A 26,167-nucleotide genomic window follows, 5' to 3' on the forward strand; every position below is an offset into this window, starting at 1 on the left:
CGTTCGGATATCGAAAGGCACGATGACTTTACTCAGACCTGGGCAGAACCTGCTCGATTGGCTTCAAACCACCGGTTTGTCCGTCCTCATGACCGTGCTCGGCGCGATGATTCTCGCCCGGTTGGTCAGTTGGGGCGGCAACAAGGTCACCGACCAGATCGACTCCAACTATCAGTTGGGCGATGCGCTGGTTCGCTCCGAGGCGACCAAGCATCGTCACTCGGTCGCGCAGGTCATCACCTGGGTGGTCATCACGTTCATCTACGTGATCGCGACGCTGAAGGTTCTCGACCAACTGAATTTGCCGATCGGCAGTCTCGTGGCGCCGGCAACTGTTCTCGGTGCGGCGCTCGGTTTCGGCGCGCAGCGCGTCGTGCAGGACATCCTTGCCGGTTTCTTCATCATCACCGAACGCCAGTACGGCTTCGGCGACACTGTGCGACTTGCGATCACCGGTTCCTCCGACGACGCCGAGGGCGTCATCGAGGACGTGACGCTGCGCGTGACGCGGATGCGTAACTCCGACGGCGAGGTCATCACCGTCCCCAACGGCCAGATCGTGAAAGCGACGAACCTGTCCAAGGACTGGGCCCGCGCCGTCATCGACGTTCCGGTTCCGGCGACCGCCGACCTCACCCGGGTCAACGAGGTACTTCGCCAGGTCGGAGTCGACGCGATGGCCGACCGCGGACTCAAGAAACTTCTTCTCGACGAGCCCACCGTCATGGGCGTCGAAAGCCTCGAGGTCGATCAGGTCAACGTGCGGATGGTTGCGCGCACGCTTCCTGGCAAACAATTCCAGGTCGGTCGCGCTCTTCGTGTCCGCGTCGCCGCGGCACTGCGACGTCAGGGGATCACGGTGTCACCGGATCTGCATACCGTACGGACCGAGGAGGCGAGCGAATGACCGATCAGGAACCGCGCCGCGGACTCGACCGACTGTTTCACCTGGACTGGTTACCGTCACGGCTCTTCGGTGGCCGGATGCGAACGTCGACCTTCATCCTCATCGTGGCGTGGCTGGCGACGTATCTGTTGCATACGTACCTCAATCCTGAGGAACAGCCCGCAGCGACACCGCCGCCCAGCGTGGACACGTCGCAGACCGAGCCGTACGTCGCTCCGTCGGTCAAACCGTCGACGACGACCCCCGTGCCGTCTTCGACCGAGCCGACGACCACATCCGAGACTCCGTCCTCGGAATCGAGCACGGGCAGTTCCGGTTCGCCGACGCCGACGTCGGGTCCCGCGCCTGCTCCGGGAAACGCCGAACAGTCCGCAACCACAGTGCCGACCACTCCGGCGACGACGACCGTCCCACAACCTGGCGCGGCAATGCAGGCACCGACATCGGTGCCGCAGTCACCTGAGACCACCGGTACCGGATAAGGACGAGGCTCGTCGCGCGTGGCGCCAAGGTCACCGTTAGATAACGGCTAGACTGGCTAGTTGTGATCAGCATGAAGAATGTGTCGAAGTCCTACAAGGCCTCCACCAGGCCGGCGCTCGACAAAGTCAGTGTGGAGGTGGAGAAGGGGGAGTTCGTCTTCCTCATCGGCCCCTCCGGCTCTGGCAAGTCGACGTTCATGCGATTGCTGCTCAAGATGGAGTCGCCCACGTCCGGCGATATCGAGGTCGCGGATTTCCACGTCAACAAGCTGGCGGCTCGCCGTGTGCCGAAGCTTCGTCAGAGCATGGGCTGTGTGTTCCAGGACTTCCGGTTGCTTCAGCAGAAGACGGTCTCCGAGAACGTGGCCTTCGCCCTGGAGGTCATCGGCAAACCCCGCAACGTCATCGCGCGCACAGTGCCTGAGGTCCTCGACATGGTCGGTCTGGCCGGCAAAGCCGATCGACTGCCCACCGAACTTTCCGGCGGTGAACAACAGCGCGTCGCCATCGCCCGCGCATTCGTGAACCGCCCGCTCGTGCTGCTCGCCGACGAGCCCACCGGCAACCTGGACCCCGAAACGAGCCAGGACATCATGCTGCTGCTCGAGCGGATCAACCGCACGGGTACCACCGTCGTGATGGCGACCCACGACCACCACATCGTCGACTCCATGCGTCGACGCGTCATCGAACTCGATCTCGGCAAGGTGACCAGAGACGAAGCGCGGGGTGTGTACGGCGTCGGCAGGTAGCGCCGACTACGACCACACGTCCCGTACGCCCACCGGTTGTCGTGAAACAACCGGCCTCTCGAAAAGGAATCGGATTCCCCGATGCGCGCCAGCTTTATTTTCAGTGAAGTCCTGACCGGCCTACGCCGCAACATCACGATGACCATCGCCATGATCTTGACGACGGCGATCTCCCTCGGTCTCTTCGGCGGTGGTCTGCTGGTCGTGCAGATGGCAGGCAAGACCCAGCAGATCTTCCTCGAACGCGTCGAGGTGCAGATCTTCCTGACCGACGACATCTCCTCTGCCGATCCCGGTTGCGAGCAGGAGATCTGCAGTTCGTTGCGCAAGGAACTCGAGCAGACGCCGTCCGTCGTCGCCGTTCAGTACCTCAACCGCGAAGACGCCGTGAAGGACGCCACCGAGCGCGTGTTCAAGGACCAGCCCGAGCTGGCAGCGCTGGTGAGCCCGGACAGCTTCCCGGCGTCGTTCAAGGTCAAGCTCAGTGACCCGGAGCGATTCGGCGTCATCAACGACACCTTCGGTTCGCGGCCCGGCGTCGAGAGTGTGCTCAATCAGCGCGAGTTGGTGGACCGACTCTTCAGCGTGCTGGGCGGAGTGCGCAACGCAGCGTTCGCGATCGCGATCGTCCAGGCGATCGCGGCCATCCTGCTGATCGCCAACATGGTCCAGATCGCGGCGTTCACGCGTCGTACCGAGGTCAACATCATGCGATTGGTCGGCGCGACGCGTTGGTACACCCAGCTTCCGTTCCTCCTCGAAGCCGTCGTTGCGGCCTTGATCGGTGCGGTGCTCGCCATCGCCGGACTGTTCACGGCGAAGAACGTCTTCATCGACGGGGTCCTGTCCGACGTCTACGAAGCCAACATCGTGGCGCGGATTTCCAACAGTGACGTGCTGTTCGTCTCGCCGATCCTCGTGCTTGCCGGTGTCGGTATGGCAGCGGTGACGGCGTACGTGACGCTGCGTCTGTACGTCCGCGAATAATCGGTTTGCACGAGCTTCTATGCTGGAACTGTATTTGACGGTAAGACAGTATTCGACAGCAAGACAGCGGACTGAGAGGCCCGGACAGTGAAGGAAAAGGGCCGCAAGGTCATTGCGACCAATCGCAAAGCACGTCACAACTACACGATCATCGACACCTACGAGGCCGGTATCGCGCTCGTCGGGACCGAGGTCAAGAGTCTGCGCGAAGGCAAGGCGTCGCTCGTCGACGCGTTCGCCACCGTGGACAACGGCGAAGTGTGGTTGCGCTCGTTGCACATTCCCGAGTACACGCAAGGCACGTGGAACAACCATTCGCCGCGTCGTACCCGAAAGCTCCTGCTGCACAAGCGTGAGATCGAGCACCTCGTCGGCAAGACCCGCGAGGGAAACCAGACACTGGTCCCGCTGTCGATGTACTTCAACGACGGCAAGGTCAAGGTCGAACTCGCACTGGCAAAGGGTAAGCAGGACTACGACAAGCGCCAGGACATGGCCAAGCGCACCGCCGAGCGCGAGGTGACCCGCGAGCTCGGTCGTCGTATCAAGGGCATGCGCTGACCTCCATCCTGCTTGCCCTCGTGGCGGCAGTTGCCTACGGAGTCAGCGACTTCGTCGGCGGAGTTGCGTCACGACGAGTTGCCGCACTCCGTGTGGTGATCGTCTCGTATCCGCTCTCGCTCGTCATCGTTCTGATCGCAGCACCTTTCGTTTCCGGCACGCTGACGCTGAACGGTTTGATCTGGGGCGCGATCGCGGGCGTCACGAGTGGTCTGGCGGTGTGGTGGTTCTATCTCGCCTTGGCGACCGGACCTATGTCTGTGGTCTCACCGCTGACAGCTGTTCTGGTGGCGGGTATTCCGGTGCTCGTCGGATTCGCCTTCGGCGAGCGGCCGGGGCTGATCGCGTACCTGGGTATCGCCGTCGCGCTGGTCGCCGTCGTCCTGGTCAGCCGCGAGTCGCCTGACGACACCGCGGGTGAGGTTGCCGGCGGAATCACTCTCCGCTTCACCAGACAGGTGGCGCTTCTGACGGTCGGAAGCGGTGGTGCATTTGCACTCTCGTTCATCGCACTTCACCAGATCGGCGAGGGCAGCGGGCTGTGGGCGTTGGCCGTGTCGCGGGGCGCCGCGACCGTCGTGGTGTGGTTGGTCGCGCTGGCGGCCGGTCACTTCGTTCTCCCACGAGGTGAGCCACTCAAGCTCGCGGTGTACGTCAGCGTCCTCGACGTCGTCGCGAACGGGACGATGATCTACGCCTTCCAAGGTGGAATGCTTTCACTGGTCAGTGTGATCGGTTCGCTGTATCCGGCTGCGACGGTTCTGCTCGCCATGGTGATGCTGGGCGAGCGGGTAAGCCGCGTGCAACAAGCGGGAATGCTGTTGGCGCTGGCGGCAGTCGGCATGATTGCCGTTGCGGGCGCCTGATTCGGTCCTGGCAGTTCAACCGCGTCTGTCGGCCGGCGCTGCGCGTAGGTGAACACGCTCGCCCTGCTTCCCGAAGAGACTGATCGCCTCGGCAGGTCGGCCGTCGGCAGCGCTGATGCGGTGCGGAATGTGGGTGTCGAACTCGGCGGCCTCGCCTGCCCCCATGATGAAATCGCGGTCGCCGAGTTGGAGTCGGATGCGCCCGGACAGAACGTAGACCCACTCGTAGCCCTCGTGGGATCCCGGCTCGCGATCGTCGTCGGTGGGGGAGATGATCATCTTGTAGGCCTGGAGGTTGCCGGGCTGACTCGTCAGCGGAATGACCGTCATGCATCCGACCGTTCGCGGTTCTTCTCGAACGCGGGGGTCCTTGATCGTGCTGTTCACGAGGTCGTCCAACGGGACGCCGTGTGCCTTGGCGATCGGCAGCAGCAACTCCAAGTTGGCTCGGCGAGTACCGGATTCGAGTCTCGACAGTGTGCTGACGCTGATGTCGGTGGTCTCGGACAGATCGGCCAGCGTCATGTCGGACTGCTGGCGTAACGCACGTAGGCGAGGGCCGATGCCGGCTAGAACGGCGTCGAACGATGTTTCGGTCATGGATCCATTTTGCCAAAGCGGCAACAGTGTTTGTCAAGAACGCGATCTCTTGTCATTCTGGATTCATGACGCAGAACTCATTCGACGTAGCAGTAATCGGAGCCGGCGCGGCAGGGCTGAACGCCGCACTCATCCTTGGTCAGGCACGCAGGTCCGTGATCGTCTTCGACAACGGATCACCACGGAACGCGGCCGCCGATCACATGCACGGATTCCTCTCCCGCGACGGTATGAACCCCGCCGAATTGCTGACCATCGGCCGAGGTGAAGTCCGCAAATTCGGCGGCGAGTTCCATGACGGCACAGTCGTCTCCGTGACACGGGACAGCGAGGATCTTTCGGCCGATTTCTCCGTCGAACTCGCTGACGGCAGCAAGATTCAGGTGCGCAAAGTCCTTGTTGCCACAGGTCTGACGGACCGTCTGCCGGTCGAGCTCGAAGTCTTCGGCGAGCGTTGGGGCCGCGATGTGTTGCACTGCCCGTACTGCCACGGGTACGGCGTGCGTGATCAGCCGCTTGGCGTGATCGCCAAGAGTGCGGAATTTGCGATGCACCAGGCGCTCATGGTTCGCCAGTGGTCCGACGACGTGGTTCTCTTCCTCCATCGAATCACCGAACTGGGTTCCGAGGACCGGGAAAAGCTTGCAGCTCGCGGTATTTCGATCGTCGAGGGTGAGGTCGCCGGTCCCGTCGTCGAGGACGATCGGTTGGTGGGCGTGCGTTTGGCCGACAGCACTGTGGTCGCGCGTTCGGCGGTCTTTGTCGGTGGCGCCCTCACGATGGACCCCAACGATGCGATCTTGCGCGCATTCGGCGCATCGCGCGCCGAGACGATGATGGGCGATTTCGTGACGGTCGACATGATGGGGGCCACAAGCGTGCCCGGTGTGTTCGCCGCGGGCAACGTCGTCGACCCAGGTGCCCAGGTCATCATGGCCGCGGCAGCCGGGGCGAAGGCCGGAGCGGGCATCAACATGATGTTGACCAACGACGACCTCGAGGTTGCACTCGCGCTTCGCAGTTGAATTCTGCGTAGCGTGGGGTGATGGACGCAGTGAGAGTGTTGATCACGGGTGCGACCGGATACATCGGCGGCCGTCTTGCCCCTCGCCTGGTCGAAGAGGACCATCATGTGCGTGTGGTGGTGAGAAGCCCCGAGAAACTACGCGATGTGCCCTGGCATGATTCGGTGGAGATCACGCGTGGGGATCTGACCGACAGTGATTCCCTCTCAGGTGTTTTCGACGATATCGACGTGGTCTACTACCTCGTTCATGCCATGGGTGGGGGAGGCTCGTTCTCCGATATCGACAAGCAGAGCGCGCAGAACGTGGCCGCCGCTGCGCGCGATGCGGGGGTGCGCCGGATCGTCTACCTGGGCGGGCTTCATCCGTCCGATCGAGAGCTGTCGACTCACCTGCAGTCTCGGCACGAAGTTGGTCGGATCCTGCTCGACTCCGACGTTCCGACGGTTGTGTTCCAGGCCGGCGTGGTGATCGGATCGGGTTCGGCGTCCTTCGAAATGGTGCGCCACTTGACCAATCGACTTCCGGTGATGACCACACCCAAGTGGGTGCACAACAACATTCAGCCGATCGCCGTGCGTGACGTACTCCACTACTTGATCGCAGCCGCGGCGACGACGCCGGAGGTCAACCGCGCCTTCGACATCGGTGGGCCCGATGTCATGCAGTACGGCGAGATGATGAACACCTACGCCGACGTCGCAGGACTGGTACGCCGACGCATCCTCGTCCTGCCCGTCCTCACCCCGCGTCTGGCCGGTCACTGGGTGGGATTGGTCACGCCGATCCCGCGAGGTCTGGCGATGCCGCTGATCGAATCACTGCAGAACGACGCGGTGATGCACGATCACGACATCGACGACTTCATCCCGCCTCCGGCCGGTGGCCTCACACCGTACCGGGAAGCAGTGCGTTTGGCGCTTCGCAAGATCGAGACCGGTGAGGTGGAGACGGCGTGGTCCGGTGCAACGATCGCGGGCGCTCCATCCGACCCTCTTCCATCCGACCCGGATTGGGCCGGCGAAGCCGTCTACGTCGATCATCGCGAACGTGACTGCTCGGCGGATCCGAAAACCCTGTGGTCGGTGGTCGAGTCGATCGGCGGCGAGAATGGTTGGTATTCATTCCCTCTGGCGTGGGCTATCCGGGGGTGGATGGACCGGGCGGTCGGCGGGGTCGGACTTCGCCGGGGTAGACGGGATCCACGTCGGCTCAACACCGGTGAAGCCCTGGACTTCTGGCGGGTCGAAGAAATCGACCGAGGTAAGTTGCTCCGATTGCGCGCCGAGATGAAGGTCCCCGGCGGGGCATGGTTGGAGTTGCGAGTATCAGAAGGCCCAGCCGGTGCCGACGGACGGCCGGTGGGATCGCACCTCGATCAGCGTGCAGTCTTCTTCCCGCGTGGGCTCGCCGGCCGGGCGTACTGGTACTCGATCCTGCCTTTCCACGGAGTTGTCTTCCAGGGGATGATCACCAACATCACCGGTGCTGCTGAGCGTGAGATGGCTGCAGTGCAGGAAACGGCTGGGGTGCAGAAAGCGGCCGGGGTCCAGGAATCAACTGGGGCGAAGGACACAGAAAGTGCCGCCGATTAATTGGTATGACTTCCGAACTTCGGCGCGTTATAGTGAATAGCCCCACGAAAGACGCGGGGCACACACGGGGCTGAACGGTTTCGACTGCGTGTGTTGAGTTAGGGGAAGCGTGTCGGTGCAGGCAAGAGACCACCGTAAGCGTCGCTGCAAACCTATAAGCGCCGATTCCAATCAGCGCGACTACGCTCTCGCTGCCTAAGTAGCGAAGCGTGTCTGTCAGCCCGGGGTTGCCCTCGACCCGGTTCCTGGCATCAGCTAGAGGGCTTTACTGTTCGGCTCGGTCACGGAGTCGAATGGGACATCAAACAGTGACTGGGATCGTCATCCTGGCTTGTTCGCGAGACTGGGAGATCCAAGTAGAGACTTAGCGAACTGCACACGGAGAAGCCCTAGCGATTCAACGTAGGACCCGGGTTCAATTCCCGGCAGCTCCACAACAGGTCGGGCCGGAGAGCACACGCTCTCCGGCCCGACCTTTTTGCTGTCTTGTTGCGGCGCTTTGCTGCCGTGCTCGGGCCTTCTTGCGATCAGGAGCCGAAGAATCCCAGTTCGACCGAGCCGACGAAGACGGGAGCTTCCTTGGCTAGTGGCTTACCGTCCAGATCAGCAGGTAATGCAACGCCCAGGCTCTGGAGGATTGTCGGAGTGATGTCGGCGATCGTGTACGCGTCGGTGGTCTTGCCGGCCGTGTATCCCGCACCGCGTGCAATGACGAATGTCGTTGCTTCCGCCGGTGTCTGACCGCCATGCCCACCGGCGGGCTTGTGGCCGTGGTCCGCAGTGACCAGTACAGTCCACTTCTCACCGGTCTTCGCTGCGCGCTGATCGACAGCATCGACAATCTTGCCCACCTGAGCGTCGACCGAGGCAATCGACTCTTCGTAAGCAGCGCCGTTGGTGCCGCCGCTGTGCCCCGCGCCGTCCACCTGATCGAGTTGGGTGAAGATCAGGTCAGGTCCCTTGTTGGTGATGTCCCGGGCGACGGCGTCTGCCGTCGCAGCATCGGTGGCCGCTCCTGAACCTGCATCGGCAGTGGTGACGACAACGTCGGCTTTCGGTGTGCCGCTGGAGGCGATGTTGTCGATGCCGCCCCAGGTGGAGATCGACTCGGTGAGCAGGGAGGGCTGTGCGGTTTCCAGCCGTGTGAACACGCTCGGGTAGAGGTCGAAGCGGGCGCCTGCGTACGTGTTGTCCTTGACGCCGTGCTTGGTGTCCCAGACTCCGGTCAGGATGGTCGACCACGACGGTCCGGAGATGGTGGTGTGGCCGAGGATGGAAGATTCTCCGCTGGTTCCCTCGGCGATCAGTTTCTGGAGACGGGGAGCGTCGGCGGTCTTGATGTGGCTGAGCATCGTGCCGTCGAGGCCGATGACAACTGTCTTCTCGGTGGCCGACGGGTTGAGGTCAGATGAACCGGGAATTGCTGCAGCGGTTGCAGTTCCGGCTGCTACCGCGCCGGCGAGGAGGAGTGTGATGGCGGCTGAGGTGCGTGCGATTTTCTTGGTCACGCTAAGCATCTTGCGATAGGACTAGACCAATTGCACTACTTGGATGTGAGGGTTGTCCGATTGTTCACGGCAGATTCAGATTGGACTAGACCAATGTTTTCTCAGGCGCCCAGCCGTCGAGGATGACGCTGACCGCGTGATCGAGGCGGAGGGGTTCGCCGTCCCACGTCGGGACGATCGCATCGTCGGGTATGTCTCCGCGCAGTAGGGCATCGGCGAATCCCTCGGCCGGCGGTGCTGGGTCGATGACGTCACCATTGGCGTAAAGGAACTCGAACTTCTGCTCGCCGAGTGCAGTGATCGTGAACTGGTCGTCGTGCAGCGCGCGGTGGCAGGTTCCGCAAAGCATGATCAAATTGTCCAGATTCGTGGTGCCGCCGCGCCCCCAGAATTTGACGTGGTGCGCGTGCAGGAAACGAGTCCGCCCGCAACCTGGTGTGCGGCAACATCCGTCGCGATAATTCAACGCCAACGTTTGTTTGGCGCTGACGACACGAGTTCGTCGGCCCAGATTCAGAACGCATCCCTCCTTTGTCGTTCCCAGACGAAGTTTCGCGTTGCAGAGCACTTCCTCGGCGGCATTTTGGGGGAGCGCGGGTCCGCTCGGTACTCGGACGGTGTCCGCTTCGTGGAAGAACACAACTTCGTTGGTAGCGGCCTTGGACGTGCGGTCTGCGACCGCTGTGGTGGCGAGCTCGGCCATAGCGACCAGGCCTGGCCCGATGTTTCCGACTGGGTTCTTTGTGGCCGTCTCGTCGACAGGGCGGATGGCAGCGGTTCGGGTGCGTTCACGTTCCGCCACCGCCAACGCTGCGAGGATTCTGGCGCCGTCCTGCGCCGGAAGGCGTCCTTGATGACAAATTCGCCCGTATCCGGGTCCCAATGCCACCGGACCTGAAGGTGTTCGGGTGCTTTGCTTTTGCCGGATTCTTTGTCGGTTGCTTTACGCAGACCGGCGGCGAGGCGATCGATCTGGGCTGCGGGCGCCTCGCATCCGAACCGAACCATCTGCTTTTCGTTGGACGGCGTGGTGACCCGGGTGAGTGCGCGAACCTTCGAGTAGGACAGCTGGCCTTGCTCGAAGGCCTTCCGCATCTCGGGCAAAGGTCGGAGTGCTTTGGCGACGCGAACGTATTCCCTGCCGGTGTGCAGGCTCATTCCACATTTCCACGACAGCCAGTGGGCGCACGAATGCAGTCCAGGGCCGGTCCAGCCGCGGTCTTCGTCGAATTTTGACAGGAGGGTGAGGAATCGGGCGGTGGCCGCGGCGATCTGGCCGGCGAGAGCGCAGATTTCGAACCCGACTTCCTTCACGTCGTCTCGGGCGGAACCCCGCGTTTCTTCATCGATCGGTGCTGCGTTCATCGTTGCCCCCGGCCACGTCCGACATTGTTTCGAATGTACGTTCGATACTAGATGTGGGTACCGACACACATTCATGGATGCGGACTGAAAGCGTCCCCGCGGGGACGTCTATCGGCTGCCGATCGAGTACTCGGCGTAGGTGCCGACATCCTCGAAGCCGAGGTTTCGATAGAGCTGGGCGCCGTCGCTGGACGCCTGAAGTACGGCGATTCGGGCACCCCGCTCGCGGGCGATGTCGAGCGCGGCAAGGGTGACCGCCGAGCCGAATCCGCGTCGGCGGGCCGCGTCGAGTGTGACGACGCCGTACAGTCCGGCGACGCCGGCAGCAAAATGGACCTCGGCTCCGGCGACGGGCTGGGAGTTCGCGTACCCGACGACAAACGAACTGCGCGAACGCTCATCAAGGACGGCATCGGCAGTTTGTTCGAAGAAGCCAATTACTGCCGCCGAGGGCGGCGACCAATTAGCGGCCATCACGGCGGCATAGTCGGCGAGCTGTGAACGAGTCGTCACTCGTTGAACGGAGAGTTCTGGGACAGGCGTTGGGCGCGGGACGACGTCTAGGTCTGCCGTCATCGCTCGTTCTTCCTCGGAGCGCACGCAGCCGAGGGCTGACAAGCGAGCGCCGAGGTCTGATGGCTTGTCGCGCGGACCCGTCCACCAGGAGAACGGACGTCCCGTTGCTCGAATCGACGAGAGAATGTCGACCAGTCGTTGGTCTTCGTCGGGGGCTTTATCAGGTACGGCTAAGCGAGCGCGAGCGATGATGTTGAAAGTATCGTCGGCGAGGCCGCTGTCTGCGACGACAACATCTGCAGCGAGAGTGACCGACGCAGTCGGTAAGTGTTCATGCAGGTGGCAGGCATGGGAGACCAAATTGGCGTCTATGGCGTCGAGGACGTCACCGACGAGTTCTTCACGATTCACAAAGAAATTCTACGAACCCCATCCAAATGGTTTTCGGCTCCGAATGCCATGCATGACGCCCAACCGACGGCAAGAACAGGACGGTGACCAGCACCTGGTGGTGCTCGTGCTGCCTGGTGGAAAGGTCTCGAGCCATCGCCCGGCTCGCGCGTGGCACCTGTCCAACCTTCGGATGCGCCCGTTCACTGCTCAGATTCGCCGCTCCGGTGTGACAGCGGTGCAGGTTCGGTACCGGGTGCGTGGTTGGAACGGCGCCGAGCGCAGTCCGGTCGCGGATGCCCGAGCCGCTCTCGACGCGATCACGAAACGTGGTGCACAAGCTCGGGTGATTCTGCTTGGGCACTCGATGGGTGGACGAGTTGCCTCTGAACTGTGTCGCGATCCGGCTGTGGTCGGTGTGGTTGCGCTGGCGCCGTGGTGGCCCGATGGAGTGTCGGTGAATCTGCGTTCGGGCACACCACTGATAGTGCTCCACGGTATCGCCGACTCGTGGACCGACCCGGCAGGGTCTCGTCGGAAAGTTGACGAACTGCAGAGGTCGGGAAAGAGCGCTGAATGGCTCGGCATCGACGGCGCAGGTCACTTCATGCTCCGCCGGGCGGCGACCTGGCACCGCCTCGTCGCCGATGCAGTTGCAGGGATGAGCCGCGGGGTAGCCGCAACGAAGACGGGAGAACGACGATGAGTTCCGACAAGCGCAGGGTTGCAGTCGTCGGGAGTGGGGTCGCGGGCCTGACAGCGGCGTGGGTGCTCAGTAAGGACAGTGACGTCACCCTCTACGAAGCGGATTCACGGCTCGGCGGGCACGCGGACACCCATTCGGTCACCGATCCGGAAGGGCGAAGTCTAGCCATCGACACGGGGTTCATCGTCCACAACGACCGCACCTATCCGACATTGTTGCGATTGTTCGCGGAACTCGATGTGCCTACGCAGGAATCCGATATGAGTATGTCGGTCAGATGTGGCGGTTGCGGGCTCGAGTACTCGGGAGGCCAAGGGCTGCGCGGCGTTCTCCCGACGCCGGGGCTCCTTGTCAACGGCAGTTTTCTGTCGATGTTGATGGAGGTCAAGCGTTTCCATCGCCGTGCCCGTGCTTTGCTCGACAACACGGATCCGTCGGCACCCGACCAGACACTGGGAGTGTTTCTGCGCAGCGGCCGGTTCTCCGACTACTTCACCGCTCATTTCATGACGCCGCTGGTGTCGGCAGTCTGGTCGTGTGATCCCGGCTCGGCGCTGAAATATCCTGCGCGGTATCTGTTCTCGTTCCTCGATCATCACGGAATGTTGAGCGTGACGGGATCGCCGACCTGGCGGACGGTTACCGGGGGATCGGCTGAATACGTTCGCCTCGTTGCCAAGAGTATCGGCGACATCAGGCTGAACACCCCGGTGCGCGCCATCCACCGGTTCGGAGATCGCGTCGACATTCGCGACGGCGACGACCAAATCCAGACCTTCGACGCAGCTGTGGTCGCAACGCATCCGCAGCAAGCGCTGAAGATCTTGGCCGAACCGACGCCCGTCGAATCGCAGGTTCTCGGCGCAATGCCCTACTCCGTCAACCACACCCAACTTCACACCGACGAAAATGTGCTGCCCGACAACACCAATGCGCGCGCGTCATGGAACTACTACATCCCTGAATGCAACGCGAAGCCCGATCACGTTCTGGTCAGCTATGACATGACGAGGTTGCAGCGGCTCCCAGATACCGGCCGGCGATACTTAGTGACCTTGGGGGGAGGCGAGATGGTGTCGCCGGAGTCGGTGATCGATCAGATGACCTACGAGCATCCGCAGTACACACCGACTTCCGTCGCAGCTCAGGGACGGCTTCCCGAGTTGGACTCGGACGTACTCGCGTTTGCCGGTGCGTACCACGGATGGGGCTTCCACGAGGATGGTGCACTGTCGGGCCTGCGCGCCGCCGAACGCGTCGGAGGTCGGTGGCCGTGACCGCACCAATCACACCGTCCATCGTTCACACGAACATTCGGCATGTACGAACGCAGCCGTTGCACAACGAGTTCGAGTACCGAAGCTACAGCTGGCTCGTCGACGTCGACGATTTGCCCAAGCTCCCGAGGGCATTGCGTCCCTTGGCTACATTCGACGCCGGAGATCACCTCGGTGACCCCACCCGATCGATTCGTGCCAACGTCGAGACTTTTCTGGCGACCAACGGATTCGACTTCTCGGGTGGCCGGATCCTCATGCTCGCGAACGCACGTGTGTTCGGCCATGTCTTCAACCCGTTGAGCGTGTTCTGGTGCTTGAACGACGACGGAACTCAGCGTTGCGTTGTTGCAGAGGTTCACAACACCTACGGCGAGCGGCACTGCTACCTGCTCGAACCCGACGAACGTGGCGCCGCTCGCACGTCCAAAGAGTTCTACGTGTCGCCGTTCAACGATCTGGACGGCGAGTACCGGATGCGGCTCCCGCTACCCGACACCGCGCTCGCACTTTCGATAGTTTTGGCCCGAGACGGTAAGGCGCCATTCGTAGCCACAGTGTCAGGTCGTTGCGTGCCGGCAACGACGCGCGAGATCGTCCGCAGTGCGCTCTCCGTCCCGCTGGCTCCTCTCCGAGTGGCCGCGCAGATCAGATTTCAAGGAATCCGGCTGTGGGCCAGGCGCTTACCCATCGTTCCCCGACCGCAACATCACACGCAGGAGGCAGTGCAATGACCACAACGACTCTCGGCACCGAACCTTCCGCTCACACGATCGAAACCGAGCGGTGGCCGGGCGTCGCCACAGTGCCGAGCGGGCTCAAAGTGCGGGTTGCATCACCGGTTGCCCGCGCTCTGTTCCACAAGGCGGTCGCGCGCTTGCCGCTGCGTGTTCAGATGCCGAATGGTGAGTTCTCCGGCGGTGGTAGTCCGGATTCGCCGTTGATGGTTATTCATCGCCCGGACGACTTCGCCGCTCGTGTGGGAGACAGTGGCTTGATCGGATTCGGCGAATCGTACATGGCGGGCGATTGGGAAGCTTCCGATCTCACCGCGGTCCTGGAAGTCTTCGCCTCCCGCGTCGCGACGCTGATTCCCGACTTCCTGCAGCGGTTGCGAGGCCTGTACATTCCGAAGCAGCCTCGCAGTGAGCGGAATTCGACGCAGAACACGCGCTCGAACATCTCCAGGCACTACGACCTCTCGAACGAGATGTTCGAACTGTTCCTCGACGACACGATGACCTACTCCAGTGCACTCTTCGAGGATCTGTCGGTAGGAGCATCCCCGTCGTGGGATGTGTTCGCAGCTGCTCAGCACCGAAAGATCGATCGCCTGCTCGACGGCGCAGGTGTCGGTCCAGGTTCGAGAGTGCTCGAAATCGGCACAGGCTGGGGAGAATTGGCGATCCGGGCGGCCGAGCGCGGCGCAACGGTGCGCTCGGTGACTCTTTCGGTCGAACAGCAGGAATTGGCAGCGAAGCGGATTAGCGCTGCGGGACTGGCGGATCGCGTTCAGGTCGACCTTCTGGACTATCGGCAGGTGCAAGGGGAGTACGACGCCGTTGTGTCGGTCGAGATGATCGAGGCCGTCGGCCACCAGTACTGGGGAAGTTACTTCCAGACGATCGACGCCCTTCTGGCACCGGGTGGCCGCGCAGCGATCCAAGCCATCACGATGCCGCACGATCGAATGCTCGCGACCCGCAACACCTACACCTGGGTGCACAAGTACATCTTCCCCGGCGGATTTCTCCCGTCGGTGCGGGCGATAGAGGACGTCACCGACCGCATGACAACCCTCCGGGTGCGTGAGCGGATGTCGATGGGCGATCACTACGCGCAGACGTTGCGACTGTGGGACGAGCGATTCAGCGCTCGCACCGACGAGGCGTCCGCGCTCGGGTTCGACGCAGTGTTCGCGCGCATGTGGCATTTTTATCTCTGCTACTCCGAGGCGGGGTTCCGATCGGGGTATCTCGACGTCCAGCAAATTGTTCTCGATCGGAGGAACCAGCGATGACCGCCACGATGGATCGAGCGATACAAGATACCGGTGTTGCGGGCCGCCTGTCGGACATCCTCAGTCCACTTGTCGGCGGCGAGCTTCCGGTGCGGTTGACTGCGTGGGACGGCAGCACGGCAGGACCGGACGGCGCTCCGAAGGTGACGCTCTACAGTGCTAACGTGTTGCGACGCTTGCTCTGGAATCCCGGCGAGTTGGGAGTTGCGCAGGCATATGTTCTCGGCGAACTCGATGTCGAGGGCGATCTGGGCGATGCGCTCACACACGTGTGGAAGGTGTCTGCCGAGCGGGGACTCGGCTCGATTACCGCGACGCCGTCGCTCGTCCTGGCTGCGGTCAAGGCCGCGCGGTCCTTCGGTGCTTTCGGGAGACCTTTGGCTCCACCGGTGTCGCAGGCCCAAGTGAAGGGCCGCTTGCACAGTCTCGCCCGCGACCGCGAGGCGATCGGTCACCACTACGATTTGTCGAACGATTTTTACGAGCTGATCCTCGACGAGAACATGGCGTACTCCTCGGGATACTGGACTTCCGATGCACCGGAATACACGCTCGAAGACTCGCAGACAGACAAGCTGGACCTGGTGTGCCGCAAAGTCGGTCTTGATCGGGCGCGAGGCCTGCGGTTTCTCGACGTCGGCTGTGGTTGGGGCTCGCTGAGCCTGCATGCAGCGCGGGAGTACGGCGCTCGGGTTGTCGGCATCACGATCTCGGCGGAGCAGAAGGCTTTTATCGACGCGAAGATCCGCGCACTCGGTTTGGAAGACTGGGTCGAAATTCGGCTCCAAGATTATCGAGAGATTCCAGATGGTCCCTTCGATGCGGTCGCGTCGATCGAGATGGGTGAGCACGTCGGTGAGGACAACTATTCGACGTACGTGAAAGCGCTCCACGACAACGTTATTGCGGGTGGGCGTGTGCTGATTCAGCAGATGTCTCGCACCGGTGCGCATCCCGGGGGAGGCCCGTTCATCGAGTCGTTCATCGCGCCGGACATGTACATGAGGCCTGTGGGCCGGACCGTTGCGATGATCGAGGAAGGTGGACTCGAAGTCCGCGACGTCCACGCCCTGCGCGAGCACTACGTGCGGACCGTCGACGCGTGGATCGAGACCTTCGAATCGAACTGGGACCGCGTCGTGGAACTCGTAGGCGTCGAAGTCGCTCGGGTGTGGCGTCTATACCTCGTCGGCGGGGGAATGGCTTTTCGGGACGGCAGGATGGGCGTCGATCAGATTTTGTCGGTCCGGCCGCTCGCTGATGGTCGATCGGGTATGGAACCGGTACGGCCGCAGTGGGTGTCGCGGCGATGAACGGATTCGACTGGGGCGCGTTCGGAGTGGTCACACTCACGAGTCTGCTGGCGATCGCCATCGGGATGGCAGTGACGGCCACCATCGGCGTGCGAATCGGGCGGCACAATGTCGTCGACGTCTCCTGGGGCGCGGGTTTCGTGGTGATCGCACTCGTGTCAGCGGTAGTCGGAAGCGGCGACCTCTGGCGCCGACTGTTGATGCTTGCACTCGTAGCGATCTGGGGTCTGCGCTTGGCGACTCACATGGCGATCCGATCGCGTGGCAAGGGTGAAGATCCGCGGTACGAAGAAATGCTCGGACGAGCGACGGGTAATCGAACGCTATACGCGATCCGCAAGATCTATCTCACGCAAGGGATTTCATTGTGGTTCGTCTCCCTGCCGATCCAGGTCGCTGCGGTCTCGAACGGCAGCTTCGGGCTTCTTGTTGTGCTCGGGACCGCGTTGTGGATTGTCGGCGTCACGTTCGAGACGATTGGCGATCGGCAGATGGAGGAGTTCAAATCCGATCCGGGCAGCCGTGGCCACATCATGGATCAAGGATTGTGGGCGTGGACGCGGCATCCCAACTATTTCGGCGACGCATGCGTCTGGTGGGGGATCTTCCTCGTCTCGGCGTCCGTGTGGCCGGGAGTGTTGACCGTTCTCTCTCCGATCGCCATGACGTACTTCCTGGTCTTCGCCACCGGAGCGCGGTTGCTCGAGCGACATATGGAGCAGCGTCCGGGTTATCGCGAGTATCAGCAGAGGACAAGTTACTTCATTCCGCGCCCACCGAGAGCCCGATCCGGGACGTAGGCTCTTTCGGGTGAGGCGAGAGCATGGGTGATCTGAAGCTGCCGGGTGCGGTGGGCGCGGTTGCCGTCGGCGGAGCATTCGGGGCACTGAGCCGATACGCGCTGGGCGAGCTCTTTCCCCACATCTGGACGACGCTGGTCATCAACGTCGTCGGCTCGTTCGTGCTCGGTGTTCTCGCGGCCCTCCTCGTCCACAACAAGGCTGGGTACCTCCTTCTCGGCACCGGGTTCTGCGGCGGCTTCACCACCTTCTCGTCCTTCGCGGTTCACGCCGTGACGGAGAGTCCATGGCGATCGATTCTCTATGTACTCGGGACGCTGATCCCCGCGATCCTCGCCGCAGCACTGGGCAAAGGGCTCGGTGAACGCTGGATCCGCACGCGGGACGGAGCCTCGGCATGACAGTTCTCCTGGTGGCACTCGGCGGCGGCGCTGGTGCGAGTGGCCGATACCTGTTGGCGCGGTATGTGCCCGCGTACAAGGGATTCCCGGCTGCGACGTTCGCCGCGAACGTGATCGGCTGCTTCCTCCTCGGATTGTTCACCGGAGCAGCTCTTTCCACCGAGATGGCCGCCCTCCTGGCTACAGGCTTCTGCGGTGGCCTGTCCACTTACTCGACCTTCGCGACGGAGAACGTCGGTATGGTCGAGCGGCGTCAGACGACGCTTTCGCTGGTCTACATCGTCGTCAGTCTGATCGTCGGCTTGTCCGCTGCGTGGGTGGGAATCCAGATCACTGATTGATCGATCCGGCGTCGAGCGTGCACGCCACGCGGCCAGGGTAGACAATTGTCCACAGTCGCGTCGACACAGTGGTCGACCACCGGGCCGAGGGGGATTCGTGGCGCACGAACGAGCAGGACAAGTGGCTCTGCCAGAGGATCTGATCAATGTTCCTCATCTGGTCACCGCGTACTACACGCGCACTCCGGATCCCGAGAACCCGATGCAGCAGGTACTTTTCGGCACTTCAGGACATCGCGGTTCCAGTCTCGACTCGGCGTTCAACGAAGCTCACATCCTGGCGACAACCCAGGCGATCGTCGAGTATCGCGCTTCGCAGGGCATCGACGGACCACTGTTCATCGGCCGGGACACACATGCGCTCTCGGAGCCTGCCTGGCTGTCGGCCTTGGAGGTCCTGGTCGCCAACGACGTCGTCGTCCTCGTCGACTCACGGGATGCGTACACGCCCACACCTGCTGTCAGTCACGCGATCTTGCGATACAACTCGACCGGACCCGAGGCGAAAGCCGACGGTATCGTCGTGACGCCTTCACACAATCCGCCGCGTGACGGTGGCTTCAAATACAACCCGCCACACGGCGGACCCGCAGATACGGATGCGACGTTGGTGATCGCCGATCGAGCGAACGAGCTACTGCGCAAGGGGCTTTCCGGGGTACGGCGTGTCACGGCGGCGCAGGCGCTGGACCGCGTCGAACGCTACGACTTCCTCCGCTACTACGTCGAAGACCTCCCCAGTGTTCTCAACCTCGATGCGATCCGCGATGCCGGCATTCGGATCGGTGCCGACCCGCTCGGGGGTGCAAGCGTCGACTACTGGGGCGCGATTGCCGAAACTCACCGACTCGACCTCGAAGTGGTGAATCCACTCGTGGATCCGACCTGGCGGTTCATGACGCTCGACACGGACGGCAAGATCCGCATGGACTGCTCGTCGCCCGACGCGATGGCGTCGCTGATCGGGATTCGGGATCGCTACGACATCGCGACCGGAAACGATGCGGACTCCGACCGCCACGGCATCGTCACTCCGGACGGCGGTTTGATGAACCCGAATCACTATCTCGCCGTTGCCATCGAGTACCTGTTCGCGAACCGGCCAGGGTGGGGCGTAGACACCAAGGTGGGCAAGACCCTCGTGAGTTCCTCGATGATCGACCGCGTGGTCAGCAGTGTGGGCCGCGAATTGCTCGAGGTTCCGGTCGGGTTCAAATGGTTCGTTCCCGGCCTGCTCGACGGGTCCGTGGGATTCGGCGGCGAGGAAAGCGCCGGCGCGTCCTTCCTCCGACACGACGGTTCCGTCTGGACGACGGACAAGGACGGCATCATCCTTGCGCTGCTCGCATCGGAAATCACCGCTGTGACGGGAAAGTCTCCGTCGGCGCACTACGCCGCGTTGGCCGAGAAGTTCGGGAGCCCGGCGTACGCACGGATCGATGCGCCCGCGACACGCGCACAGAAGGCAGTCTTGGCAAAACTGTCTCCCGATCAGGTGAGTGCAACCGAACTGGCGGGTGAACCGATCACCGCGACACTGACCGCGGCGCCCGGAAACGGCGCGGCGATCGGTGGTCTCAAGGTGACGACGGAAAACGCGTGGTTTGCAGCGAGGCCGTCCGGCACGGAGGACGTGTACAAGATCTATGCCGAGTCGATGAAGGGCACCGATCATCTGGCTCAGGTTCAGGCAGCGGCGAAGGACTTGGTGTCCGGAGTCTTGAAGGCGAACTAGCCCGCGGACCCCTCATGTCGCCCGGCTAGAATTCCGGGCGACATGAAAACTCGTGCAGCCAAGCTGCCACAGGAAATTTGGGTACTGGTCGCCGCCAGCTTCGTCATCGCCCTCGGGTTCGGATTGGTCGCTCCGGCACTACCGCAGTTCGCGCGAAGCTTCGACGTATCGGTCACGGCTGCCACGATCGTGATCTCGTCTTTCGCGTTCATGCGATTGGTGTTCGCGCCGATGAGCGGCTCTTTGGTCCAGAAACTCGGTGAGCGGCCGGTCTACATCGTCGGCCTTCTGATCGTCGCCGTCTCGACCGGCGCGTGCGCTTTCGCGGGGGAGTACTGGCAACTTCTGCTGTTCCGGTCGTTGGGCGGCATCGGGTCGACCATGTTCACGGTGTCGGCTCTCGGGCTGATCATTCGCATGTCACCGCCGGACAGTCGCGGCCGCGTGTCGGGTCTGTACGCGACAAGCTTTCTCATGGGATCGATCGGCGGCCCGCTGGTCGGCGGTGCGCTGTTGCAGTTCGGTCTCCGGATGCCGTTCATCATCTACGCAATTGCGTTGGTGATCGCCGCGCTCGTTGTCTTCGTGAGCCTGCGTGGATCTCACCTGGCGTCACCGGACAAGGCTGTCGATGTGAAGTCGATGACTCTCACAGAAGGCCTCCAGTCGCCGGTGTACCGGGCAGCGCTCGGATCGAACCTCGCTTTCGGCGGGGTTATCTTCGGAGTTCGCGTTGCCATGGTCCCCCTGTTCGTCGTGGAGTTCCTCGATCGGGATCCGTCGATTGCGGCCTACGCCCTGACGATCTTCGCCGTCGGCAATGCGTTGGTGTTGATCGTTTCCGGACGACTCTCGGACCGCTTCGGACGCAAGCCCTTTGTCGTGAGCGGCCTGCTCATCTGTGGCGTGGGCACCATCGCGATGGGATTCACGGACAACCTCGTGGTGTTCTTTGCCATTGCGGCGGTGACGGGCGTCGGTTCAGGGCTCATGAGCCCGGCCCAGCAGGCCGCGGTTGCCGATGTTGTCGGATCGACGGCTCGCGGCGGACCCGTTCTGGCGGTATTTCAGATGATGTCCGACATCGGTGGGGTAGTGGCGCCGATTTGTGCCGGGCTGATCGCCCAGCATGTGTCGTACTCGGCGGCCTTCGCGGTGATGGGAGCCGTAGTCGTCGTGTCGGCGACGGGTTGGTTGTTCGTCCCGTCGCGAACGAAGCCAGTCGAATCCGTCGTCGAGGATCTGACTGATGTGACGGTGCTTACGGATACGCCTGCACGGACAAACCTGGACTGACCGGGCATTCTGTACTCTCGATCGGGTGGCAATTCGTATCGTGAGTCTTGTAGCCCGATTGGGCCTGGCGGCCGTCTGGCTGATTTCCGGCGGGCTCAAGTTCCTTGATCCCGTGCAGACGAAGATCGCGGTGCGTGCCTATCAACTGTTGCCCGAGTCACTGGTGGGTCCGGTGGCAACGGCTCTTCCTCTGGTCGAGATAGTCCTGGGACTGCTGATCCTCGTCGGTCTGGCGGTTCGAGTATCCGCCGCGGTCTCGGTGGTGATTCTCACGGTCCTCATTGCGGTGATCATTTCGGTGTGGGCCAGGGGATTGTCCATCGACTGTGGATGTTTCGGCGGCGGTGGTGTTGCTGACGTCGGCGCTTGGGACTATCTGAAGGAAATTCTCCGGGACCTCGGCTTCATGGCGCTTGCCGTGTGGCTGCTCGTGTTCCCGCGTTCGCCGCTGGCATTGGGCCCCGGATCACGCGCGGCGTTCTCAGTGGATACTCAGCCTTCAGTGGCAAGGTAAGCAATCGGTAAATCGTTTCGACGCACGAAGGACTGCATCAGCGTGAGCACCAAGAGCAGCAAGAACAAATACTCGCCCGAACCGGTCTCGAGCCGCTCCACCTACATCATCGGTGGCCTCGCAGTACTCGTGATCGCGGCCCTCGTCATCGGCGGCGTCTTGTGGACGAACAACAAGAACAAGCCCCAGAACGACGGCTACGGCTCCGTGCAGAATTCCGAAGTTGCCGTCACGGTGCAGGACAACGGCGTGGTGCTGCTCGGCAAGCCCAGCGCCGCAACGACCATTGATCTCTTCGAGGATCCGCTGTGCCCGGCCTGCGCTGCTCTCGAGCACCTCAGTGGCCAGGCGCTCTCGGCTGCCGTTGACAACGGTGACGTCGCTGTTCGCTACCACATGCTGAACTTCCTCAACCGGGCGTCGGGCAGCGGTGACTACTCCACGCGGGCCGGCGCCGCTCTGCTGTGCGTTGCTCAGAGTGGCGACGCGATCGCGTACTCCGCACTCCACACAAAGCTTTTCGCGACTGACACGCAGCCTGCGGAGGGCGGCAGCAGCGATCACACCAACGACGACCTCGCCCAGATCGCTCGTGATGCGGGAGCATCCGAGGACGTGGCAACCTGCATCTCTTCCGGTACCAACGTCGAGGCCGCCGCAGCCAACGCCGCAGCCGCGAGCCAGGCGCTCAAGGATGCCGGATCGACCGGGACCCCCACCGTAGTGGCGAACGGCAAGATCGTTGACACACGCAGCAGCGACTGGGTTTCCAAGCTTTCCTGACGACGTTCCACGGACGCTTCGGTTTTTCCGAACGATAACGGGCGATTATTGTCGCTATTCACGAATCAATTGGTCGATCAACATTGATTCATGGAAACCGTCGAACGAGCGAAGTCGTACGAAATTCCGCAGCGAACGGTGGCGTTGAGTGAGCTCCTCGAGTGCGTCGGCGCGTCGATTCTCGCCGCGCCGCGGGGAGCGGACCTCTCGCACGAGGTCGGATCGGTAGCAATATACGAGCCCGGTGTGGAGTCCGAGCTCGGTCCTGCATCCGTGGTTCTTCTCGTCGGAGTCGAGGGACAGCCGAACATCGTTTCGGCGGCGTCTCTGCTGCGCGGCTCCGGCGTTCGAGTTGTGGTGGTTCGCGGCACGCCTGACCATGGTGCCGATGACGGTGAAGTCGCCTCACGGAGTGGCGTCACAGTGTTGTCTGCGTCGCGCGGCGTTTCCTGGGCAGACCTGACCGGACTTATCCAACGAGCCTTGTCTGTTCCTGGCTCGAGTCGCCAGGTCGGCTCGGAGGGCGACCTGTTCACCTTCGCCAATGCTGTCAGCGCGCTCTTGGACGCACCGATCACTATCGAGGATCGCAATTCTCACGTCATCGCCTTTTCCGGTCGGCAGGAGGAGGGTGACGATTCCCGAATTGCGACCGTTCTGGAGCGGCAGGTTCCCGACCAATACCTTCGGCTGATCGAAGAAGCCGGCATCTTCGATCAGATTTACCGCAGTCGAGAGCCGGTGTGGATCTCGGGTGCGTCGCTGGGTACCCGCCTCGATCGCGTCGCAGTCGCCATTCGCGCCGGCGACGAATACCTGGGATCGATCTGGGCCGCCGTGGACGGCAACCTGACACTTGCTCGAACGCGAGCGTTGGCGGACTCGGCTCAGCTCGTCGCAGTTCGGATGATCGAACTTCGCACAGCGGCCGATCCAGTCAAGCGGCGACAGTCGGAGTTGCTTGCGGACCTTGTGGAAGGCGGATCCGCAGCAATATCGGCTATGGAACGCGCCGGGCTGGGCTCGGGTTCGGCGATGGTGATCGCTCTGGGGCGACGCTCGGGCCTTCACCGTGACAGACCAGATGGGACAGCTCATCTCGGGCGGCTTGTGGATGCCTTCGCCGTGCATCTCGGAGCGGTATACGGCCAGTCGGTAGTCGCGATGATCAACGGCATCGGATATGCAGTGGTCGCGCTTCCCAGTCGGTCGCACGGCGCCGATGCCGATGCCGCACGCATCTCGTCCGATTTTCTCGAACGAGTCGGTGCGCACGGCGACACCATCATTGGGGTCGGTCGAGTCATGTCCAGGCCAGAGGACCTTGGACGATCACGGCGCGACGCAGATCATGCGCTCGACATCCTGCGTACGCGACGCATCGAAGGATGCGTGGCTACCTTCCGGTCGGTGTACGTCGACGCGTTGCTGTTGCAGGTGTCACGGGAGTCCGCTGCCGAAGGCTTTTCTCTCTTGGGCCCGCTCACGGCTATCGCGCGCCACGACGACGAACATTCGACGGTGTACCTGTCGACTCTCGAGGCGTGGTTAAGCGCATTCGGTGACATCGGAGCGGCATCTGCATCACTTCACGTGCACCCCAACACTTTTCGGTACCGTTTGAGTAAGTTGCGAAGTCTGCAGCTCTTCGATCTCGACGACGCCGACGCTCGGTTTCGCCTGATGGTTCACCTGCGGATACGGCACCTTCAATGATCAGAATGTTGACTTCAAGTATTCCTGGCCCTTCGAATGCGAGAATCGATCAATTCGCCTGCGCGGTGAGCTTGTCAGAGTATGAGGGAGACCTGTGGATCTGCATCGCTTGACCCTGCTCCGCGAGCTCAACTACCGTGGGACCATCGCTGCTGTTGCACAAGCACTTTCGTACAGTCCGTCCACAATATCTGCACAGCTTTCGCAGCTCGAGACCGAGATCGGCGTTCCCCTGCTGGAACCTGTGGGGAGACGCCTGCGTCTGACCACCCAGGCACAGATTCTCGTCAGGCACACGGAGGCGATTCTGCTCCAAGTCGAGACGGCGGAAGCGGAGATAGCGCATTCGATGCACGAGTTGAGCGGAACAGTACGAATCGCGTTGTTCCAGACTGCGGCGCTTGCCCTGTTGCCTTCCGTGCTGAGTGCACTCTCACTCGCACATCCGATGTTGCGCATCGAATTCGCGCAGGCGGAAACCGAGCAGGCGTTGCCTCAACTCCTCCACGATTTCGACTTGGTCGTCGGTGAGGAGTATCCCGGCCATCTTCTGCCTCGCCCGACGAATGTGTCGATGGTCGAGCTCGCCCGTGATCCGATCAGGCTGGCGGGTGCCGGCGAAAGCGAAGGCGAGGCAGCGGATTTGTCGGAATTCGCGGATCGAGTGTGGGTCATGGAACCGGTCGGCGCTGCCTCTCGCGCTTGGGCGGTAGAGCGCTGCCGTGCATCAGGTTTTGAACCTGATGTGCCGTACGAGACTGATGATGTCGTAGTGCATCGCAGGTTGGCCGAAGCGGGGTTGGCGCTCGCGCTCCTTCCCGACCTGCTCTTTGTCGGATCCACGTCGTCCTTACCTCTCGTTCGGATCGGCGAACCGGAGTTCTACTCACGAAGCCTCTTCCTGGCGAGTAGGTCGGGTAGCAGTGCCCACCCAGCGATCTTGGCCTGTCAAGCGGCCTTTGCTGCCGCTGCCAACTGAACCTGAATCGGCGCGCGCGGCAGCAGTGACCGAGATGACCCTTCGGAAATTGTGAAGGTAATCGGCCGGAAAATGTCGCTTTCACCAACGGAGCCTTGCCCTGGGCAGGTGCTGTTCATCAGTCACAATCTCGCAGTTGTTCGGCAGGTATGTGACGGGGTTGCCGTGATGAGTGGAGGCGTCATCGTCGAGCACGGACCGGTACGCGACGTGCTCGACATCGTGAACCGCGTTGTGGGACGGCGCGGGAAGTACACAGGTCCCGGGCGAGAAACAGGCTCGCGATTCCCGTTGGACAGCGGGCAGCCGCGGATCGCCGCCTCTGGTTCGGTGGCGTCGAGCGTTTCGTAGCGAAACACCAATTTCGAGCCGAAGACGTTTGTCACGAACAAGATTTCAATCTTGTGATTCAGCAGAGTGGTGTAGGCGGGTTCGGCCCATGACCATTCAACAGGAGGCTGAGAATGCAAGTTTACATTTCCGTCGACATGGAGGGAATCGCGGGATTGCCACCTCTTGCCCACACCTTTTCGAACTTGTTCGCAGACGTGCGCCATCGACTCGGGAACGTCGAAGACATCCTGGGACTGATCACGGTGAACGCACAGATGGCGTCGTCAGGCTTGCGGAGCTTGACCAAGTGGATGTGATTGACCGCGTAGTGGATCCGTCGACTTCGACGAACTCACTTCGACGGATATTTGCGCTGTTCATCCATCGAACTCCCCGAAA

Annotated in this window: 27 protein-coding genes, 1 other RNA gene and 2 pseudogenes; 25 read left to right on the forward strand and 5 right to left on the reverse strand. The window is 62.2% G+C overall.

Annotated features, from left to right (window positions below; translation table 11 throughout):
• Window positions 1-22 precede the first annotated feature (22 nt).
• From R4P65_RS03860 to R4P65_RS03885, 6 genes are all read left to right on the forward strand, one after another.
• On the forward strand, window positions 23-907 hold the full coding sequence (locus R4P65_RS03860) for a mechanosensitive ion channel family protein (protein ID WP_003942304.1): 885 nt from the start codon (window positions 23-25) through the stop codon (window positions 905-907).
• A complete protein-coding gene (locus R4P65_RS03865; RefSeq protein WP_124566371.1) occupies window positions 904-1,389 on the forward strand; it encodes a hypothetical protein in 486 nt (161 codons plus the stop codon). The genes R4P65_RS03860 and R4P65_RS03865 overlap by 4 nt, the downstream gene beginning before the upstream one ends.
• Window positions 1,390-1,460: 71 nt before the next feature.
• The gene (ftsE, locus tag R4P65_RS03870; RefSeq protein ID WP_020969258.1) at window positions 1,461-2,141 is read left to right on the forward strand and encodes a cell division ATP-binding protein FtsE; all 681 of its coding nucleotides are present in this window, start codon (window positions 1,461-1,463) and stop codon (window positions 2,139-2,141) included.
• Window positions 2,142-2,222: 81 nt separating this feature from the next.
• Window positions 2,223-3,128: a permease-like cell division protein FtsX gene (gene ftsX, locus R4P65_RS03875; RefSeq protein WP_003942367.1), complete on the forward strand. Its 906-nt coding sequence runs from the start codon at window positions 2,223-2,225 to the stop codon at window positions 3,126-3,128.
• An 87-nt stretch (window positions 3,129-3,215) separates the two neighbouring features.
• Window positions 3,216-3,689 carry an SsrA-binding protein SmpB gene (smpB, locus tag R4P65_RS03880; RefSeq protein WP_003942330.1) on the forward strand — a complete coding sequence of 158 codons (474 nt, stop codon included), beginning with the start codon at window positions 3,216-3,218 and terminating at the stop codon, window positions 3,687-3,689.
• 8 nt (window positions 3,690-3,697) lie between these two features.
• Window positions 3,698-4,555, forward strand: coding sequence for a DMT family transporter (locus R4P65_RS03885; protein WP_075832889.1), 858 nt, complete (start codon window positions 3,698-3,700; stop codon window positions 4,553-4,555).
• Window positions 4,556-4,570: 15 nt separating this feature from the next.
• On the opposite strand, the gene R4P65_RS03890 is transcribed toward R4P65_RS03885, so the two are convergent.
• Window positions 4,571-5,155: a helix-turn-helix domain-containing protein gene (locus tag R4P65_RS03890; protein WP_317825490.1), complete on the reverse strand. Its 585-nt coding sequence runs from the start codon at window positions 5,153-5,155 to the stop codon at window positions 4,571-4,573.
• Between the two features lie 65 nt (window positions 5,156-5,220).
• On the opposite strand from R4P65_RS03890, the gene R4P65_RS03895 reads away from it, so the two are divergent.
• The 3 genes from R4P65_RS03895 (at window position 5,221) to ssrA (ending at window position 8,212) form a co-directional block, all read left to right on the forward strand.
• A complete protein-coding gene (locus tag R4P65_RS03895) occupies window positions 5,221-6,180 on the forward strand; it encodes an NAD(P)/FAD-dependent oxidoreductase (protein WP_317825491.1) in 960 nt (319 codons plus the stop codon).
• Window positions 6,181-6,200: 20 nt separating this feature from the next.
• The gene (locus tag R4P65_RS03900) at window positions 6,201-7,775 is read left to right on the forward strand and encodes an SDR family oxidoreductase (RefSeq protein WP_317825492.1); all 1,575 of its coding nucleotides are present in this window, start codon (window positions 6,201-6,203) and stop codon (window positions 7,773-7,775) included.
• A 66-nt stretch (window positions 7,776-7,841) separates the two neighbouring features.
• Window positions 7,842-8,212, forward strand: a transfer-messenger RNA (tmRNA) gene (gene ssrA, locus R4P65_RS03905).
• 90 nt (window positions 8,213-8,302) lie between these two features.
• Here the strand turns inward: ssrA and R4P65_RS03910 are convergent.
• The 4 genes and pseudogenes from R4P65_RS03910 to R4P65_RS03925 form a co-directional block, all read right to left on the reverse strand.
• On the reverse strand, window positions 8,303-9,292 hold the full coding sequence (locus R4P65_RS03910; protein ID WP_411742505.1) for an alkaline phosphatase family protein: 990 nt from the start codon (window positions 9,290-9,292) through the stop codon (window positions 8,303-8,305).
• A 76-nt stretch (window positions 9,293-9,368) separates the two neighbouring features.
• Window positions 9,369-10,172 carry an HNH endonuclease signature motif containing protein gene (locus R4P65_RS03915; RefSeq protein ID WP_317825494.1) on the reverse strand — a complete coding sequence of 268 codons (804 nt, stop codon included), beginning with the start codon at window positions 10,170-10,172 and terminating at the stop codon, window positions 9,369-9,371.
• A 143-nt stretch (window positions 10,173-10,315) separates the two neighbouring features.
• A pseudogene (locus R4P65_RS03920) lies at window positions 10,316-10,723 on the reverse strand (DUF222 domain-containing protein); the annotation flags it as partial.
• A gap of 33 nt (window positions 10,724-10,756) precedes the next feature.
• Window positions 10,757-11,575, reverse strand: a complete 819-nt coding sequence (locus R4P65_RS03925; protein ID WP_317825495.1) for a GNAT family N-acetyltransferase — start codon at window positions 11,573-11,575, stop codon at window positions 10,757-10,759.
• A gap of 52 nt (window positions 11,576-11,627) precedes the next feature.
• On the opposite strand from R4P65_RS03925, the gene R4P65_RS03930 reads away from it, so the two are divergent.
• The 16 genes and pseudogenes from R4P65_RS03930 (at window position 11,628) to R4P65_RS04005 (ending at window position 26,085) form a co-directional block, all read left to right on the forward strand.
• Complete coding sequence (locus R4P65_RS03930; RefSeq protein ID WP_317825496.1) at window positions 11,628-12,260, forward strand: alpha/beta hydrolase; 633 nt, start codon at window positions 11,628-11,630, stop codon at window positions 12,258-12,260.
• Entirely contained in the window at window positions 12,257-13,537 is a 1,281-nt protein-coding gene (locus tag R4P65_RS03935) for an NAD(P)/FAD-dependent oxidoreductase (RefSeq protein ID WP_317825497.1), read from the forward strand. Before R4P65_RS03930 ends, R4P65_RS03935 begins: the two co-directional genes overlap by 4 nt.
• Window positions 13,528-14,271 carry a DUF1365 domain-containing protein gene (locus tag R4P65_RS03940; protein ID WP_317825498.1) on the forward strand — a complete coding sequence of 248 codons (744 nt, stop codon included), beginning with the start codon at window positions 13,528-13,530 and terminating at the stop codon, window positions 14,269-14,271. Before R4P65_RS03935 ends, R4P65_RS03940 begins: the two co-directional genes overlap by 10 nt.
• Entirely contained in the window at window positions 14,268-15,557 is a 1,290-nt protein-coding gene (locus R4P65_RS03945) for a cyclopropane-fatty-acyl-phospholipid synthase family protein (RefSeq protein ID WP_317825499.1), read from the forward strand. The genes R4P65_RS03940 and R4P65_RS03945 overlap by 4 nt, the downstream gene beginning before the upstream one ends.
• A complete protein-coding gene (locus R4P65_RS03950) occupies window positions 15,554-16,870 on the forward strand; it encodes a cyclopropane-fatty-acyl-phospholipid synthase family protein (protein ID WP_317825500.1) in 1,317 nt (438 codons plus the stop codon). Before R4P65_RS03945 ends, R4P65_RS03950 begins: the two co-directional genes overlap by 4 nt.
• A complete protein-coding gene (locus R4P65_RS03955) occupies window positions 16,867-17,670 on the forward strand; it encodes a DUF1295 domain-containing protein (protein WP_317825501.1) in 804 nt (267 codons plus the stop codon). Before R4P65_RS03950 ends, R4P65_RS03955 begins: the two co-directional genes overlap by 4 nt.
• A gap of 23 nt (window positions 17,671-17,693) precedes the next feature.
• Window positions 17,694-18,071: a CrcB family protein gene (locus R4P65_RS03960; protein WP_317825502.1), complete on the forward strand. Its 378-nt coding sequence runs from the start codon at window positions 17,694-17,696 to the stop codon at window positions 18,069-18,071.
• Window positions 18,068-18,412, forward strand: coding sequence for a fluoride efflux transporter CrcB (crcB, locus tag R4P65_RS03965; RefSeq protein WP_317825503.1), 345 nt, complete (start codon window positions 18,068-18,070; stop codon window positions 18,410-18,412). The genes R4P65_RS03960 and crcB overlap by 4 nt, the downstream gene beginning before the upstream one ends.
• 97 nt (window positions 18,413-18,509) lie before the next feature.
• On the forward strand, window positions 18,510-20,147 hold the full coding sequence (gene pgm, locus R4P65_RS03970) for a phosphoglucomutase (alpha-D-glucose-1,6-bisphosphate-dependent) (RefSeq protein WP_317825504.1): 1,638 nt from the start codon (window positions 18,510-18,512) through the stop codon (window positions 20,145-20,147).
• A 42-nt stretch (window positions 20,148-20,189) separates the two neighbouring features.
• Window positions 20,190-21,443: an MFS transporter gene (locus R4P65_RS03975; protein WP_317825505.1), complete on the forward strand. Its 1,254-nt coding sequence runs from the start codon at window positions 20,190-20,192 to the stop codon at window positions 21,441-21,443.
• Window positions 21,444-21,468: 25 nt separating this feature from the next.
• The gene (locus R4P65_RS03980) at window positions 21,469-21,957 is read left to right on the forward strand and encodes a MauE/DoxX family redox-associated membrane protein (RefSeq protein ID WP_317825506.1); all 489 of its coding nucleotides are present in this window, start codon (window positions 21,469-21,471) and stop codon (window positions 21,955-21,957) included.
• A gap of 42 nt (window positions 21,958-21,999) precedes the next feature.
• A complete protein-coding gene (locus R4P65_RS03985; protein WP_230812730.1) occupies window positions 22,000-22,740 on the forward strand; it encodes a thioredoxin domain-containing protein in 741 nt (246 codons plus the stop codon).
• Between the two features lie 90 nt (window positions 22,741-22,830).
• The gene (locus R4P65_RS03990) at window positions 22,831-24,456 is read left to right on the forward strand and encodes a helix-turn-helix domain-containing protein (protein WP_317825507.1); all 1,626 of its coding nucleotides are present in this window, start codon (window positions 22,831-22,833) and stop codon (window positions 24,454-24,456) included.
• A gap of 94 nt (window positions 24,457-24,550) precedes the next feature.
• The gene (locus tag R4P65_RS03995; RefSeq protein WP_317825508.1) at window positions 24,551-25,435 is read left to right on the forward strand and encodes a LysR family transcriptional regulator; all 885 of its coding nucleotides are present in this window, start codon (window positions 24,551-24,553) and stop codon (window positions 25,433-25,435) included.
• A 111-nt stretch (window positions 25,436-25,546) separates the two neighbouring features.
• A pseudogene (locus R4P65_RS04000) lies at window positions 25,547-25,786 on the forward strand (hypothetical protein); the annotation flags it as partial.
• Window positions 25,787-25,899: 113 nt separating this feature from the next.
• A complete protein-coding gene (locus R4P65_RS04005) occupies window positions 25,900-26,085 on the forward strand; it encodes a hypothetical protein (RefSeq protein WP_317825509.1) in 186 nt (61 codons plus the stop codon).
• Window positions 26,086-26,167 lie beyond the last annotated feature (82 nt).

The organism is Rhodococcus sp. IEGM 1318 (assembly GCF_033142465.1).
Classification (GTDB): domain Bacteria; phylum Actinomycetota; class Actinomycetes; order Mycobacteriales; family Mycobacteriaceae; genus Rhodococcus_F; species Rhodococcus_F qingshengii_B.